At 73.8% G+C, this 14,882-nt stretch carries 13 protein-coding genes; 8 read left to right on the top strand and 5 right to left on the bottom strand.

Annotated features, from left to right (window positions below; translation table 11 throughout):
- Positions 1 to 141: 141 nt before the first annotated feature.
- Positions 142 to 1,533, bottom strand: coding sequence for a cytosine permease (locus AB0C84_RS09400; protein ID WP_361063238.1), 1,392 nt, complete (start codon positions 1,531 to 1,533; stop codon positions 142 to 144).
- Positions 1,534 to 1,687: 154 nt separating this feature from the next.
- Between AB0C84_RS09400 and AB0C84_RS09395 the strand changes: the two genes are divergently transcribed.
- On the top strand, positions 1,688 to 3,244 hold the full coding sequence (locus AB0C84_RS09395; RefSeq protein WP_361063234.1) for a helix-turn-helix domain-containing protein: 1,557 nt from the start codon (positions 1,688 to 1,690) through the stop codon (positions 3,242 to 3,244).
- Between the two features lie 27 nt (positions 3,245 to 3,271).
- Here AB0C84_RS09395 and AB0C84_RS09390 read toward each other — a convergent pair whose 3' ends face one another.
- From AB0C84_RS09390 to AB0C84_RS09380, 3 genes are read right to left on the bottom strand one after another with little or no spacing between them, the layout of a single operon-like run.
- Positions 3,272 to 4,138, bottom strand: coding sequence for a polysaccharide deacetylase (locus tag AB0C84_RS09390; RefSeq protein ID WP_361063231.1), 867 nt, complete (start codon positions 4,136 to 4,138; stop codon positions 3,272 to 3,274).
- Between the two features lie 34 nt (positions 4,139 to 4,172).
- Entirely contained in the window at positions 4,173 to 5,303 is a 1,131-nt protein-coding gene (locus tag AB0C84_RS09385) for an NADH:flavin oxidoreductase (RefSeq protein WP_361063228.1), read from the bottom strand.
- A 52-nt stretch (positions 5,304 to 5,355) separates the two neighbouring features.
- Complete coding sequence (locus AB0C84_RS09380) at positions 5,356 to 5,997, bottom strand: urea carboxylase-associated family protein (RefSeq protein ID WP_361063225.1); 642 nt, start codon at positions 5,995 to 5,997, stop codon at positions 5,356 to 5,358.
- Between the two features lie 391 nt (positions 5,998 to 6,388).
- Here AB0C84_RS09380 and AB0C84_RS09375 point away from each other — a divergent pair, with 391 nt between their 5' ends.
- From AB0C84_RS09375 to AB0C84_RS09350, 6 genes are read left to right on the top strand one after another with little or no spacing between them, the layout of a single operon-like run.
- On the top strand, positions 6,389 to 7,183 hold the full coding sequence (locus AB0C84_RS09375) for an STAS domain-containing protein (RefSeq protein ID WP_312879477.1): 795 nt from the start codon (positions 6,389 to 6,391) through the stop codon (positions 7,181 to 7,183).
- The gene (locus AB0C84_RS09370) at positions 7,183 to 7,569 is read left to right on the top strand and encodes an STAS domain-containing protein (RefSeq protein WP_179846807.1); all 387 of its coding nucleotides are present in this window, start codon (positions 7,183 to 7,185) and stop codon (positions 7,567 to 7,569) included. Before AB0C84_RS09375 ends, AB0C84_RS09370 begins: the two co-directional genes overlap by 1 nt.
- Positions 7,566 to 7,976, top strand: a complete 411-nt coding sequence (locus AB0C84_RS09365) for an ATP-binding protein (protein WP_361063221.1) — start codon at positions 7,566 to 7,568, stop codon at positions 7,974 to 7,976. Before AB0C84_RS09370 ends, AB0C84_RS09365 begins: the two co-directional genes overlap by 4 nt.
- Positions 7,964 to 9,016, top strand: a complete 1,053-nt coding sequence (locus AB0C84_RS09360) for an anti-sigma regulatory factor (RefSeq protein ID WP_361063218.1) — start codon at positions 7,964 to 7,966, stop codon at positions 9,014 to 9,016. The genes AB0C84_RS09365 and AB0C84_RS09360 overlap by 13 nt, the downstream gene beginning before the upstream one ends.
- Positions 9,017 to 9,020: 4 nt before the next feature.
- Positions 9,021 to 10,745: an ATP-binding protein gene (locus AB0C84_RS09355; protein WP_361063215.1), complete on the top strand. Its 1,725-nt coding sequence runs from the start codon at positions 9,021 to 9,023 to the stop codon at positions 10,743 to 10,745.
- On the top strand, positions 10,742 to 12,322 hold the full coding sequence (locus AB0C84_RS09350; protein ID WP_361063212.1) for a fused response regulator/phosphatase: 1,581 nt from the start codon (positions 10,742 to 10,744) through the stop codon (positions 12,320 to 12,322). The genes AB0C84_RS09355 and AB0C84_RS09350 overlap by 4 nt, the downstream gene beginning before the upstream one ends.
- A gap of 1 nt (position 12,323) precedes the next feature.
- Here the strand turns inward: AB0C84_RS09350 and AB0C84_RS09345 are convergent, their stop codons facing one another.
- A complete protein-coding gene (locus tag AB0C84_RS09345; protein WP_361063209.1) occupies positions 12,324 to 13,661 on the bottom strand; it encodes an amidohydrolase family protein in 1,338 nt (445 codons plus the stop codon).
- Positions 13,662 to 13,883: 222 nt separating this feature from the next.
- On the opposite strand from AB0C84_RS09345, the gene AB0C84_RS09340 reads away from it, so the two are divergent.
- The gene (locus tag AB0C84_RS09340) at positions 13,884 to 14,876 is read left to right on the top strand and encodes an urea transporter (protein WP_361063207.1); all 993 of its coding nucleotides are present in this window, start codon (positions 13,884 to 13,886) and stop codon (positions 14,874 to 14,876) included.
- Positions 14,877 to 14,882 lie beyond the last annotated feature (6 nt).

Below are 14,882 nucleotides of genomic sequence, written 5' to 3'. Positions count from 1 at the left end.
CCCGCCCCGACAGGCGCGCCGCCTGGCGGAGCGTGGCGCGGTGCGCCAGGGCGAGGCTGTCGAGGATGCAGCGCACGGTCTCGGCGGGCGCCGCCGGCGCCATCGCGCCGGCGGCTCGCCGTGGAGGGACGGACGCTCCCGTCAGTTGACCTTCTCGACCGGGGCCGCCCGGGGGGCCTTCCGGTGGGCTCGGCGCGCCAGGACGTAGTACAGGCCTCCCGCGACCAGGCCGCCCGAGAGCCACGAGAAGTCGGTGTGCCCCAGCGCCCGCGCGACGGGGCCCTGGAGGGCGGGCACGGTCCCGAACTGCCACGCCCATGCCGCCAGCAGCCCGAGCCCCAGGGCCGCCAGGGCCCGGACGTTCGCGCCGCCGTCCTTGTAGAGGGCGGCCACGTCGATCCGGCCGCGCCGCAGGACGAAGAAGTCCACCAGGACGATCGCCGCCCAGGGGCTGATCCACACCAGGATGGACGCCATCCAGTGGTCGAACGCCTGGGCGAAGCTGTCGGCCCGCAGGAACACCACCAGCACAAGGGACGCCACCGTCCCGGCCACCAGCGTCACCTTCCACCGGGCGATCCGGATGCCGACCGACAGCGCGGCGAGCGAGCACGAGTACAGGTTCAGGATGTTGGTCGCCACCGGCCCGTGCATGATCAGCAGCAGGACCGGCACGGCCATGACGCCGAACGCGCCGGTCACGAGGCTGGACGGGTCGCCGCCGTCGCCCGCGCTGGCCAGGCAGGCGCCGAGCGCGGCCAGCCACACCGTGGGGACGTACATCCCGAGAGCGGTGGACCAGAACACCGACCGGTCCGATGCCTGCGGGCGCACGAAGCGGCTGTAGTCGGCGGAGTAGGGCAGCCAGCTGATGCCCCAGCCGATGCCGATGGCGGTGAGCAGCTGGGTCACGGCGGTGAACTTGTCTCCCGCGGTGGTGGCGGTGGCGGTCGTCCAGTGGAGGTCGGCCTGCCCCAGGGCCAGCCCGGTCATGACCACCATGACCAGCACGGTGGCCGGGACGGTGTACTTCTCGAAGGTCCGGATCGCGTAGAAGCCGTAGAGGGCCAGGACGAGCTGGGCGGCCATGATGAGCGCGGCAACCAGGTAGCGCAGCCCGGCGCCGCCGTGCACCCCCGCCTGGGCGAGGATCTCGATCACCAGGTCCAGGACCACCCAGGTGTTGACGCCCACCCAGCCCATGGTCAGCAGCCCCTGCACCAGGCCGGGGACGAGGGCGCCGCGCCGGCCGAACGGCCCGCGGCCGAGCACCATCTGGTTGACGCCGGTGCGGTGGCCGATGACGTTGAACAGCCCGAAGACCGCGCAGCCCACCACGTTGCCGAGGGTGACGACCACCAGGGTCTCCACCAGGCTCAGGCCGAGCGTGACGCCCAGCGCCCCGAGCACCCAGTTGATCGGCGCGATGTTGGCCCCGCACCAGATCCAGAACTGCTGCCACGGCGTGGAGTCGCGGGCGGAGGCCGGGATGGGCTCGATGCCGTGTTCGTCGAATCGAACCGGTTCTTCCAAGCGAACCGGTTGGGCTGTAAGGCTCTGGTGTGCGGATTCGTTGCTGGACATGGTTCCTCCGTCCGTGACGTACAGCACACCAAAGCACCGTGGCGCCCGTCCAGGAATAGAGGAACCTCTACCATCGGTCCGCTTGGCTGGATAGATTCACAGCATGTTCACGCTGGCGTCCCTGCTGGAAGACGAGTCGCTGGGCCTCCGGGTCCTGGTTCCGGGCCCGCCGGGGGCCCTGGAGGAGCCGGTCGCCTGGGTCCACAACACCGAGCTGCCCGACCCGTCCGGTTACGTGCGGCGGCGCGAGCTGGTGCTGACCAACGGCCTGTGGGACGACCGGATCGCGGCCTCCGGGTTCGTCGCCAACGTCCAGCGGGCCCAGGCGGCGGGCATCGTGTTCGGCCTGCGCCCGGAGCGCCCCACCACGCCGGAGGAGCTGGTCGCCGCCTGCCGCGACGCGGGCGTGCCCCTGCTGGAGATCGCGGCGGCGGTGCCGTTCACCGCGATCTCCGAGGCGGTCGCCACCCGCTACACCGAGGAGCGTCAGGGCGCGCTGGTCGGCATGGTGCGCCGGGGGGACGCGCTGGCCACGGCGATCTCGCGGGGCGCGGGCGCGTCCGGGGTCCTGCGGGTGCTGCGCCGCGACCACGAACTGCCGCTCGCGGTCGTCGACCGGATGGGCCGGCTGCTGGCCTCGGCCGGGACGGAGCTGGACGCCGCCCAGCTCCACACGGTCGCCACGGGGCTGACCCGCCGTCCGCCGCCCCTGGAACTCGACCTCGGCGCCGCCGGACGCGCCGCGCTGTACCTGGTCGGCGCGGTCGGCGACGTGGACGCGGCGCTGATCTGCCTGCGCCCGGTGAGCGAGCTGACGCGCGTCGAGCAGGACGCGCTGGACCAGGCGGCGCGCTTCCTCAGCCTGGAGGTCGCCAAGCAGCAGGCCGTGCAGGCGATCGAGCTGCGGTTCGCCAGCGAGCTGCTGGAGATGGTGCTGTCGGGCGGCAGCCGCGACGCCGAGGTCCCCGGACGGCTGCGCGCGTTCGGCGTCGACCCCGAGGGGCCGCTCGCGGTGTGGACGACGGCGTTCGCGGGCCCGGAGGCGACCCTGCCCGGGCTCGCCGAGGTGGTCGGCGAGTTCTTCGTCGCCGCCGGCGTCCCGGTCGTGGTGGCGGCCGGATCGCAGGACGTGGTGGCCGTCCTGTCGTGGCGGCACGGCGAGCGGGAGGCGGCGCCCCTCGCCGAGCGGCTCGCCTCCGCCGTGGGGGAGCGGTTCCCCGGACACCGCGCCGTCGTGGGCCTCGGCGGGACCGCCCGGGGCCCGGCGGGGCTGCGCGAACCGCTCATCAGGTCGCGGGAGGTCTGCCGCACCCTGCGGCGGGGCGGCGCCGGGCCCGCCGTCCGGACCTTCGCCGAGCTCGGCCCGCACCGGCTCCTGCTCGGGACGCAGAACGCCGCCGCCCTGCGGACCCTGGCCGACGGCGTGCTCGCGCCGGTGCGCGAGCACGACGCCAGGCGGGACGGCGAGCTGGAGGCCACGCTGCGCGCGTTCCTGGACCACGACGGGCACTGGCAGGCCACCGCCGCCGCCCTCCGGGTGCACGTGAACACGCTGCGGAACCGGCTCGCCAAGATCGGTGAGCTGACCGGCCGCGACACCTCCCGCACCGCCGACCGCGTCGACCTCTTCCTGGCCCTGCGCGCCGCCGACATGCTCTGACCTCCCCGGCCGCGGCGGCGCGGGCGGTCAGTGCGGGTGGACGTCCGGGTCCACCCGCGGCGGGCGGTGGGGGCGCGGCCGGACGTCCGGGTCGGCGAACGCCGCCTCCGCCACGTCCCGGCAGCGGGCGAACGCCACGTCACCGCACTCCAGCGCGTACTCGATGAACCGGCGCAGCGCCAGCGCCCGGCCCGGACGCCCGGACAGGAACGGGTGCACGCAGAGGTTGAACAGGCACCCGTAGTGCCGCATGCCGTCCAGCTCCGCGCGCCACAGCTCCAGCACCTTGTGCGGCGACTCGATGACCGAGCCGACGTGCGGCTCGGGCAGGAAGGCGTACTGCTCCCAGTCGTCCAGCGACCAGTGCACCGGCAGCTCGACGATCTCGCCCGCCGCGGCCCGGACCCGGTAGGGCCGGTCGTCGCCCATCAGGGACGAGTCGTAGCGCAGCCCGTGCTCGGCCACCAGCTCCGCCGTGGTCCAGGACGCCTCCCACAGCGCCGCCCGGTGCCCGGCGATCTCGATGCCCTGCCCGGCGAACACCTCCAGGGCGCGCTCGAAGTCCGCGCGCTCCTCCTCCGGCGACATCGACGTGGGCGGACGGTGGGCGTAGGAGTGGTGCGCCACCTCGTGCCCGCGCTCGACGATCGAGGCGGCCAGCCCCGGGCGCCGCTCGGCCACCCAGCCGGGCACGAAGAACGTCGCCGGGACCTCCATCTCGTCCAGCAGCGCCAGGATCCGGGGCAGCCCCACGTCCGGCCCGTAAGCCTGGTGGGACATCGTGCTCGCGTGCGCGGCGTACCGGCCGCCCTGGGCGAGGACGGGCGTCTCGGCGTCCACGTCGAAGCCCAGGGCCACCACCGCGGCGGCCCCGCCGTGCCAGCTTCCGGCCATGTCCCCGTCCCCCTCCTCGCCCCCGGCCGCCGGATCAGGCGTCCGCACCGGCCGCCAGCCCCCAGCGCCGGGCGTTGTCCAGGGTGACCATCGGCGACAGCATCGCATGGTCGAACGGCTCGGGCGCCGTGCCCCCGGCGAGGCGGCGCGGCAGGTCGGGGTTCACCAGCGCCGCCCGGGCCACCGAGACCAGGTCGGCGTGGCCGTCCGCCAGGACCTGCGCCGACAGGTCCGCGTCGTGCATCCCGCCGTTGGCGATCACCGGCAGGCCGCTCACCCGGCGGGCCAGGCCGGTGACGGTGAGCCCCCGGTCCAGCCGCGCGGAGTCGAGCCAGTTACGCCCCTCGCTCGCGACGTGCAGGTAGCTCGCGCCCGCCTCGGTCAGCGCCGCGAAGATCACCTCGGCGTCGTGGGCGCCGCCGGGCCAGCGGTACCGGAAGTCGTTCACCTTGGTCTGCGACACCCGGACCCCGACGCGCCAGTCCGGCCCCACCTCCGCGCGGACCGCCGCGACGACCTCCGCCGTCAGGCGCACCCGGGCCGCGACCGGCCCGCCGTAGGAGTCCTCGCGCAGGTTGGTGTAGTCGGTGAGGAACTGGTCCAGCAGGTAGCCGTTGGCGGCGTGGATCTCCACACCGTCGAACCCGGCGCGCCTGGCGTTCGCCGCCGAGGCGACGAAACCGTCCACGGCCTGCCCGATGTCGTCCAGGCTCATCTCCCGGGGCGCCGCCCATGGGCCGTGCCCGCCGTACTCGGGCATCTTGACACCCTGCGGCACCACCGCCGACGGCCCCGCGGTCTCGTCGCGGTAGGGGTTCCCCTGCGACAGGGCGCCCGCGTGCATCAGCTGGGCCACGATGGCGCCTCCGGCCTCGTGCACGCCGGCGGTGACCTCCTTCCAGGCGGACACGTGACGCTCCGACACCAGGCCCGGCTGGTTGAGGTAGCCCTGGCTGTAGACGGCGTCGGTGTAGGTCCCCTCGGTGACGACCAGGCCGAACCCGCCGCGCGCGAACCGCGCGTAGTACTCGGCCATCTCTTGCGTCGGCGTGCCGTCCGGCATGGCCGAGACCCGCGTCATGGGCGCCACCACCAGGCGGTTGGACGTGCGCAGCCCGCCGACGTGTCCCGGCTCCAGTGCGGGGTGCGCGACTGTGACGGTCATCTTCTCTCTCCTTCTCGTTGTCGTTCCCGGACCGGGTCGAGGCCGGTCCGCCTCACAGGACGTCGATCGCCATCGGGGTCGGGCCGTCGCCGTTGATCCCGGCCAGGTCCTGCGGGCACGCCGACACGACGACCACGCAGTCCATCGCCGCCTCGAAGGTGACCGCGTCGCCGGCCCGGCTCTCGGCGGCCAGCCACCGCAGCCGCCCGGACTCCTCCACCGGGATCCGCATGAACACGTTGACCGGCTGCGGGACGGCGGCGATCGACAGCCCCATCTCCGCCAGCGCCGATTCCAGGTTCCCCGCGCACGAGGCGTGCCCCGGGACCCCGAGCCCCTCGTACCGGGCGGGGTCGCACGCGGCGATCAGCATGTCGTGCGAGCCCGGCGAGGTGTCGCCCTCCAGGGTCAGGATCGGCCTGCGCCGATCGGTGACGAACGCCTCGCCCACCCGCGGGAACAGCCGGCTCGTCACGCTGCGGGTGTGCGCGGCGCTCAGGTGCTCGCGCGGATCGTCCGCGGCGAACGCGAACAGGTCGCCGACCTGGCCGCCCTCCACGTCCACGACCCGCACCCGCCGCCCGGCTGCCACCCGCACCGCCCGGCCTTCGCCGGCGGGCACCAACGTCCGTTCCATCGTCACCATGCCGGCCAGCACACCACCGGACGGACGGTCCAGGCCATGGAGCTTCATCCAGGTATAAGTGGCCACAATGAACTTTCATCCATGGTCCAGTGTTCTGAGCAGGTCATCGTCCGGCTTTTTGTCGGGTGTGCCGCTTTCGCGCTGAGCGGGCGGCCCGCCCCGGCGAGCGCGTGCTCTCGGTCACGGCCGGTGACCGGCGGACGCGGTTACCGGTCAGTCGCTTCTTGGCCCTCCGCGCCGCCCCCGCCCTGCCCGCCGCGCGGGGTCCGAGGCGGGACCGGAACCGGAACGGCAGTGAATAATCATGGCGCTTCGTCCGATTCTCTCTGCTATGGGCGGTACTCTTCCCGCAGCGTTCGTGCGTGATGACGGCGCCCGGGGCAGAGAGGGAGCACGGCTTTTGAGCAAGGGAACAGGCGATGCGCATCTTCCGGAGCTGTTGCGCTCCCGACGGGATGTCATTCTTGACCGGTGGGTCGACCTGGTCGTCGCGGGGGTGCGCGGCCGCATCACGGAGAGTGAGCTCAGAGCCGAGCTCTCCGAGCTGTACGGGCTGATCGAGAGGTCGACCGGCGGCGAGAGGGAGGCGGCCGGGGAACTCCGGGCCGCGCTGACCGAGATCTCCCGCACCCGCGCCCGGCAGGGCTTCAGTCCCAGTGAGACCGCGGTGAGCGTGTTCGCGCTCAAGCAGGCGGTGCTGGAGCAGGTCGGCGCCATCGGCGACGTGGCGGCGTACGCCGAGTTCGTGGCGTTCTCCTCCGGTGTCGACGATCTGGGGCTGCTGACCTTCGAGACCTACGCCGCCGCGCGCGAGCAGGTCATCGCCGACCAGACCGAGCAGCTGCTCGAACTGTCCACGCCGGTGGTGAAGCTGTGGGAGGGGATCCTCGGGGTCCCGCTGGTGGGCACGCTCGACTCCGCGCGCACGCAGGTGGTGATGGAGACCCTGCTGGAGCGCCTGGTCGAGACGGGCTCGCAGTTCGCGGTGATCGACATCACCGGGGTCCCGGCCGTGGACACCGAGGTGGCCCAGCACCTGCTGAAGACGGTGATGGCGGCCAGGCTGATGGGCACCGACTGCGTGATCTCCGGCATCCGCCCGCAGATCGCCCAGACGATCGTGGCGCTCGGGATCGAGTTCGGCGACATTCCGACGAAGGCCTCGCTGGCCGACGCCCTGGAGTGGGCCATGGAGCGCAGCGGTACCCGCCTCGTCGGCGGGGCGGGGGCCTGATGGAGCGCGTCCCGATTCTGAAGATCGGCCAGGTGCTGCTGGTGTCGATCCAGGTCGATCTGCAGGACCAGACCGTCCTGGCGCTCCAGGAGGACCTGGCCGACCGGATCGTCAGGACGGGCGCCCGCGGCGTGATCATCGACATCACCGCGGTGGACATCGTGGACTCCTTCATCGGCCGGATGTTCGCCACCATCGCCTCGATGTCGCGGCTGATGGACGCCGAGACGGTCGTGGTGGGGATGCGGCCCGCGGTGGCGATCACCCTGGTCGAGCTGGGCCTGTCGCTCGGCGGGGTCCGCACCGCCCTGGACCTGGAGAAGGGCATGCGGCTGCTCGGCGCGCCGCTGCCGGCCATCGGGCCCGGCGCCGTGGACAGCCCGTGACGACTCCGGCGGGTGACTCCGTCCCCATCGCCTCCAACGACGACGTGGTCCGCGTGCGGCAGCTCGTGCGGGCCGCGGCGGCCGCGGCGGGGATGTCACTGGTCGACCAGACCAAGATCGTCACGGCGGCCAGCGAGCTGGCCCGCAACACCTTCGTGCACGGCGGAGGCGGCAGCGCGCGCGTGGAGCCCGTCGTCAACGCGCGGGGCCGCGCCGGCGTGCGGCTGGTGTTCACCGACACGGGCGGCGGAATTCCCGACGTGGCCCAGGCGCTGACCGAAGGGTGGACGAGCGGCGGCGGCCTCGGCCTGGGGCTGCCGGGCGCGCGGCGCCTGGCCGACGAGTTCGAGCTGGATACCGAGGTCGGGAGGGGCACCACGGTGACGGTGACCAAGTGGATCCGCTGACCGGCACCGGATGGATGACCAGCCCATCGGCCGGTGACGCGATCTGGCTTCGGGCCGAGGAGCCCAGCGCCGCGGCCGGCGCGCGGCGCCAGGCGGTCCGCCTGGCCGAGCGGCTCGGCTTCGCGGGGGAGCGCCTCGGGCAGATCCAGCTCGCGGTGACCGAGGCGGCCACCAACCTGGCCAAGCACGCGGTCCAGGGAGAGATCCTCGTCCGGATAGTCCGGACGGGGGAGGAGGCCGCGCTGGAGCTCGTGTGCGTGGACCGGGGGCCCGGCATCACCGACGTCCCCGCGTCCCGCCTGGACGGCCATTCCACGTCCGGGACGCTCGGCCTCGGGCTCGGCTCGATCGAGCGGCTCGCCGACCGCACCGGGATGCATTCGCTTCCGGGCGCCGGCACCGTCCTGTTCGCCGGGTTCTCGCGGCTCGGGGGCCGGGCCGCCGCGGCGCCGGGGCCGCCGTTCGCCGGCCTGACCCGGCCGATCGACGGCGAGGAGGAGTGCGGCGACGCCTACGCCGCGCGGCTGGACGGCGGAACGGTGTACGCGATGGTCTGCGACGGCCTCGGGCACGGCCCGATGGCGGCTCGGGCCGCCCAGGAGGCCGTCGCGGCGATGCGCGAGGCCGTGCTGCCGGCCCGCCCCATCGACCTGCTGCGGCTGGTGCACCAGCGGCTCGGGGCGACCCGTGGCGGCGCGGTCGCCGTGGCGGCCGTGGACCCGGCGGCGGGCGCGGTGCGGTTCGCGGGCCTGGGCAACGTCGCCGGATGGATCGTCGGCCCCGACCGCCGGCACGGCATGATCTCGGTTCCGGGCATCGCCGGCGCGAAGACCAGGACCATGCGCGAGCACGCCTACGACCTGCCCCGGGACGCCGTGGTGGTGCTGCACTCCGACGGGCTGACCGACAAGTGGGACGCCGCCGGCCGTCCCGGGGCCTCCCGCGATCCGCTGCTGATCGCCGCGGACCTGCTGCGCTCCGCCGGGGTGCGGCACGACGACCGCTGCGTCCTCGCCGTGACGACCGCCGGGCGGAGGTGAGCCGGTGGCGGAGGAACTGCTGCGCCTGCGCGTGGCCGACGACGAGGGGGTCTTCGCCCTCCGCCAGGCCGGGCGGCACGTCGCCGCGGCGGTCCGCCTGGACCTCCAGGACCAGGTGCGGGTCGCCACCGCGCTCAGCGAGATCGGCCGGGAGCTGGCGGCCCACGCGGGCACGGTCGCGGTGGCCTTCCTCCTCGACCGGCGGCCGGCGCCGCGGCTGCTGGTCGAGATGGAGTACGCGCCCGCGCGGGACGCCCGCCGGCCGAAGGAGGGCGACGCCGCGGCCGCGCGCCTGATGGACCTGCTGGAGGAGACGGGCACGGAGGCGCGGCGGACCGTCCGGCTCGCCAAGGCCCTGCCCGCGGACGTCGCCGACGTGGCCGGCGCGACCCTCGCCGATCTGCGCGCCCGGCTGGGACGGCTGCAACCCGCCACCGCCCTGGAGGAGCTGCGGACACAGAACGCCGAGCTGGTCGAGGCGCTGGAGGACGTCCGGCGGCAGCGCGAGGAGCTCCGCAGGCTCAACACCGAGCTGGAGGAGACCAACCAGGGCGTGATGGCCCTCTACAACGAGCTGTCCTCCGAGCTGGAGGAGACCAACCGGGGGGTGGTGGCGCTGTACGCCGAACTGGAGGAGAAGTCCGACCAGCTCCGCGAGGCGGGCGAGGCCAAGAACCGCTTCTGGGCCAACATCAGCCACGAGCTGCGCACGCCCGTCCACGGTGTCATCGGGCTCACCCGGCTGCTGCTCGACCCCGCCGCCGAACCCCTCACCGAGGAGCAGCGGCACCAGGTCTCGCTGGTCGCCGGCGCCAGTGAGACCCTGCTCTCCCTGGTGAACGAGCTGCTGGACATGGCCAAGGCCGAGCAGGGCCGGCTCGCGCCGCGCCGCACCTTCGTCGAGGTGTCCTCGATGCTGCGGCAGCTGGCGGACCTGATGACGCCCATGGCCGAGCAGTCCGGGGTGCGGCTCCGGTTCGACGCCGCCGAGGCGGGCGCCCTCATCCTCGTCACCGACGAGGTGATGCTGACCCGCATCCTGCGCAACCTGGTGGCCAACGGGCTCAAGTTCACCGACGAGGGCGAGGTGCGCCTGACGACCCGGCGCACCCCGGACTACCTGGAGTTCGTCGTCGCCGACACCGGGGTGGGCATCCCGCCCGGCGAGCAGGAGCGCGTGTTCGAGGAGTTCTACCAGGTGCCGGGCGGCAGGCCGGGAGGAACCGGGATCGGGCTGACCTACTCCCGCCGCCTCGCCCACGCCCTCGGCGGCGACCTGTCGCTGGAGAGCGAGGTCGGCGCGGGCACGACGGTGACGCTGCGCCTGCCCGCGTACCGGAGCCTGGCCGAACTCGGCCTCACGCACGTGCTCGTCGCCGACGCGCACGACGCCGGGCGCAGGGTCCTGCGCGACGTGCTCGGCGACGTCGCCGAACGCGTCAGCGAGGCCGGCGACCCGCGGACCGTCCGCGACCTGGCGGCCGCCGCCGACCCGCCCGAGCTGATCCTGCTCGGTTCCGGCGTCTCCCCCGCCGACGCGGTCGGCGGGCCGGACGGACCGCCCCTGGGGACCGCCGTCGTGCTGATCGCCCCGTCGGACGCGGCCGTCTCGGACGAGACGCGGCCGGAGCGCGTGGACGCCGTCCTCGACCAGGCCCAGCTCGCACCGGTCATGCTCGCCGACGCGGTGGCGCGGGCGCGGACCCGGCGGACGGCGCGGACGCCGTGACCGACGCGATACCGACCGCGACCACCCTGGTCGTCGACGACAACGAGACCAAGCGCTACATCATCGGCAGCTGGCTGCGCCGCGCCGGGCACACCGTCGTGGAGGCCGCCACCGCCGCCCAGTGCTGGGAACGGCTCGCCGAGCACCAGGTCGACCTGGTCGTCCTGGACGTCCAGCTGCCCGACGCGAACGGCATGGAGGTCTGCGAGCAGATCAAGGCCGCCCCCGCCACGGCGTCGCTGCCCGTCGTCCACATCTCCGCCGCGGCCGTCGAGGCCACCGACCGCACCAGCGGGCTGCGGCGCGGCGCCGACGCCTACATGACCGACCCCATCGACCCGGGCGAGTTCATCGCCACCGCCGAGGCGGTCCTGCGCTACTACCAGGCCCGGCGCCGGGCCGAGCGGATCGCCGAGCGGATGGCGGCCTTCACCCGCACCTCGCTGGCCATCAACGCCGCCACGACCTTCGACGGGCTCGCGGCGGTGGCGGCGCGCGGCGCCCTCGACATCTTCTCGGTGCCCTCGGCGGTGTACATCCTCCCCCCGGACGGCCAGGTGAGAAGGACCGTCCACCTGGGCGGCGAGCCGTGGAACCGGCCGTGCCCTCCCGAGGTGCCAGCGCGGCTCGCCGCGACGACCGGCCTCGGCGACGACACCGGCACCCGCATCGCCGCCGTGCCGGAGGCGCGATGGCGGGAGCTGCTGCCCGACAGCGAACCCAGGGGCGACGTGCTGCTGGTCACGTCGCGGGCCAAGCGCGGCCGTCCCGCGATCGGCGTGGCGATCGAGGCCGTCGGCGCGTCCGACGAGGACGCCACCCACCTCCTGCGCCAGCTGGGGCAGGCGGTGGCGCTGGCGATGGAGGCGCTGCGCTCCTACACCGAGGAGCACCTGATCTCCCTGACGCTCCAGCGCAGCCTGCTGCCCGCCGTCCACCCCGCCATGCCGGGCTGGGCGTTCAGCGTCCGTTACGAGCCGGCCAGCGACCAGGCCGAGGTGGGCGGCGACTTCTACGAGGTCATCGACCGCGGCGAGGACGTCCTGGTGGCCATCGGCGACGTGCAGGGGCACTCCCTGCACGCGGCCACCGTCATGGCGGAACTGCGGCACGCGATGCGCGCCTTCGCCGCGGAGGGCCATGACATCGCCGGCATCCTCAGGCTGCTCAACAACGTGATGCAGCGCTACCACGACGACCAGACCGCCACGATGTGCCTGATGTCCCTGGACCCGCGCACGGGACGGCTCCAGGTCGCCAACGCGGGCCACCTCCCGCCCCTGCACGTCGCCGGGGGAAGGGCCGAGTACGGCGGCAGGGGCGGCCTGCTCCTCGGCTTCCCCGCCGAGCGGCTCGGCCTGGAGGAGACGAGCGTCCCGCCGGGCGGCGCCGTCGTCCTCATCACCGACGGCCTGATCGAGGACCGCACCGTCCCCCTGAGCGACAACCTCGAACGCCTCAGGACCCTCGCCGCGGACGTGGGAGAGGACCTGGAGGCCTTCAGCGACCGCGTCATCGCCGAGTTCGGCCCCCGCGAGGACGACGTCGCCCTCATCGTCATGCGCCGCGACCCCTGAGTCAGGGGAGGGTGTTCTTCCAGATCCGGCCGTCCTTGACGATGACCTTCAGGCGGGCGCCGGGATCGGCCAGCAGGCCCAGGTCGCGGGTGGGATCGCCGTCGACGAGGAGCAGGTCGGCCCACGCCCCTTCGGCGATCACTCCCAGGCGGGCGAGGTGCGGGACCCGCCCGTGCGCGGCGACGTCGGCGGGCGTCGGGTTCTGGTAGGGGTCGCGCGGCCCGGCCTCGCGGAACAGCTCGGCGTTGCCGGACGTGGCGATCCTCAGCGCCGCCAGGGCCCCGCCCGCCGGCCCGGCCGTCCGGGCGAGCATCGCGCTCTGCCGGGCGCTGCGGGCCGGGTCCAGCATCAGGTCGGTGCCGAACGCGACGCGCACGCCGTGCTTCAGAGCCCAGGCGAAGACGCGCTCCGTCCCCGCGCACACCCGCCGGTTCTTCTCGGCCGACGCCGGGTCCGGGTAGGAGTGGTCGCTCTCGGCGAAGGGCTGGGTGCTGAGCCAGACGCCCTCGCCGGCCATGTAGGCGAGGTCGTCCTCCGCCGCCAGATGCCCGTGCTCGATCACCTTGACCCCCGCCTCGACCGCCCGGCGGATCCCGGCACCGGTGTAGACGTGCACGGCGACGTAGGTGCCCCAGTCGGCCGCCGCCCGCACCCCGGCGCGCAGCTCGCCGGTGGTGTACTGCAGGACGTCCAGGTGGTCGTAGGCGGACGCCACCCCGCCGCCCGCCATCATCTTGATCTGCGAGGCGCCCTTCCGCAGCTGCTCGCGCACGCCCGCGAGGACCTGCGAGGGGCCGTCGGCGATCCGCATGAGCCCCAGCTGCTCCGCACGCGTGGCCGCCCCGCCCAGCGCGGTCGGCACGTCGTACACCATGCCGAAGTCGCCGTGCCCTCCGGTCTGGGACAGGCCCGCGTGGCTCGGGTAGATGCGCGGGCCGGGCAGCGCGCCCGCGTCGATCATCCGCTTGAGGTCGCCGGTGTCGCCGGCCATGTCGCGCACGGTCGTGAACCCGCGCATCAGCATCGCCCGGGCCTCGGCCGCGGCCCTGAGGTGACCGGCGCCGGCGCCGCCGAGCATCAGCTCGGCCTGCGTGGCCCCGGCCAGGACGAGGTGGACGTGGGCGTCGCTGAGCCCGGGGATGAGCGTGCCTCCGCGCCCGTCGACGACCGTGCCGCCCCCGCCGCCCGCGCCGCCCGCGGGCGGGTCCCCGTTGCCCACGGTCTTGATCTTCGTGCCCTCGACCACCACGTGCCCGGCGCGGATCCGGTCGCTCATCCCGTCGAAGATCCGCACATCGCGGATCACGATCGTCCCGGTGTCGCTCCCCTGGTCCTCCACGCGGGGGTCCTGCCCGCCCGGCGTCCGGCGAGAGGGCGATCGCCAAGGGATTGCGAAGCCTTGCCGTGCCCGTGAAGCCCGGCGGCCGGCGTCGCGGCGCGCCGGTCGTTGACCCAAAGCGTGACGTCTCTTGGGCTAGTTGATCGGGGCGGCGGGAATCAGGCCGGGCGTACGAGATTTCCATCCCGCGATCACATGGCGGCGTTCCAAGGGAGTTGGCCTTTGTCCTCGGCAACCGCGCCGCCGAATACGCCGGATTCGCCGGAACCGGCGGAAAATCCGGAACGGCGGCGGGGGATCGACCATCTGCTCACCATCCCGAGAGGGATAGCGCAGGTCGAATTCCAGCCGAACTACTGGACCGGACTGGTCTTCCTCGTGGCGCTGTTCGTGGGCGGGTGGCAGTTCGGCGTCTTCGGGCTGCTGGGGACGGTGGCCGCCACGCTCACCGCCTACCTGTTCGGCGTCTCCTGGCGGGACCGTATCTCGCCGGGGCTGGAGGGCTTCTGCGGCACGCTGATCGGCGTCAGCCTGGTGCTCTATCTGGACGCTCGGTGGATGACGGCCGCGCTCGTCGTCGGCGGCGCGATCGCCGGCAGCGTGCTGACCTCGGCGCTGAGGATGGTCCTCGCCCCGTACGACCTGCCCACGTTCACCGCGCCCTTCTGCGTGATCACCTCCGTCATGGTGATCGGCGGGCCGTCCTTCGGCCGGGTGTGGGCGGAGCACGCGGGCTCGGCCCCGCCGTCGGAGTCCGCTCCTGGCACGGCGATGACCTGGACCTACTTCTGGAAGGGCACCTTCAACGGGGTCGGCCAGGTGTTCTTCCAGAACAAGTGGTACGTCGGACTGATCTTCCTGGCCGGGCTGGTGATCGCCGGCTGGGTCACCGGGCTGGTGGCCCTGGTCTCCAGCCTGATCGGCCTGCTCACCGGCTGGGCGCTGGGGGCGCAGGCCGCGGACCTCGGGGCCGGCCTGTACGGCTACAACTCCGTGCTGACCGGGCTCGCGCTGTTCGGAACCTTCGTCGCGGTCACCTCGGTGAGCGCCGTCTACGCCGTGATCGGCACGGTGGCGGCGGCGGGCCTGACGGCCGGCGTCGGCACCCTGTTCGAGGTGGTCGGAGGCCACACCCTCACCTGGCCCTTCGTGCTGGTGACCTGGGTGTTCCTCGCCGCCGTCCCGATGTTCAACAAGATCGAGCGCGCTGGGTGACCGCCG

This window comes from Actinomadura sp. NPDC048955 (assembly GCF_040649435.1).
Lineage (GTDB): Bacteria > Actinomycetota > Actinomycetes > Streptosporangiales > Streptosporangiaceae > Spirillospora > Spirillospora luteofluorescens.
This window is presented reverse-complemented; position numbering and strand designations above follow the sequence as displayed.

What these genes read in the sequence shown, in the direction of transcription:
- AB0C84_RS09390 (WP_361063231.1), bottom strand. Translation starts at nt 4,138, where the DNA reads ATGGCCGGAAGCTGGCACGGCGGGGCCGCCGCGGTGGTGGCCCTGGGC.
- AB0C84_RS09395 (WP_361063234.1), top strand. Translation starts at nt 1,688, where the DNA reads ATGTTCACGCTGGCGTCCCTGCTGGAAGACGAGTCGCTGGGCCTCCGG.
- AB0C84_RS09370 (WP_179846807.1), top strand. Translation starts at nt 7,183, where the DNA reads ATGGAGCGCGTCCCGATTCTGAAGATCGGCCAGGTGCTGCTGGTGTCG.
- AB0C84_RS09380 (WP_361063225.1), bottom strand. Translation starts at nt 5,997, where the DNA reads ATGAAGCTCCATGGCCTGGACCGTCCGTCCGGTGGTGTGCTGGCCGGC.
- AB0C84_RS09385 (WP_361063228.1), bottom strand. Translation starts at nt 5,303, where the DNA reads ATGACCGTCACAGTCGCGCACCCCGCACTGGAGCCGGGACACGTCGGC.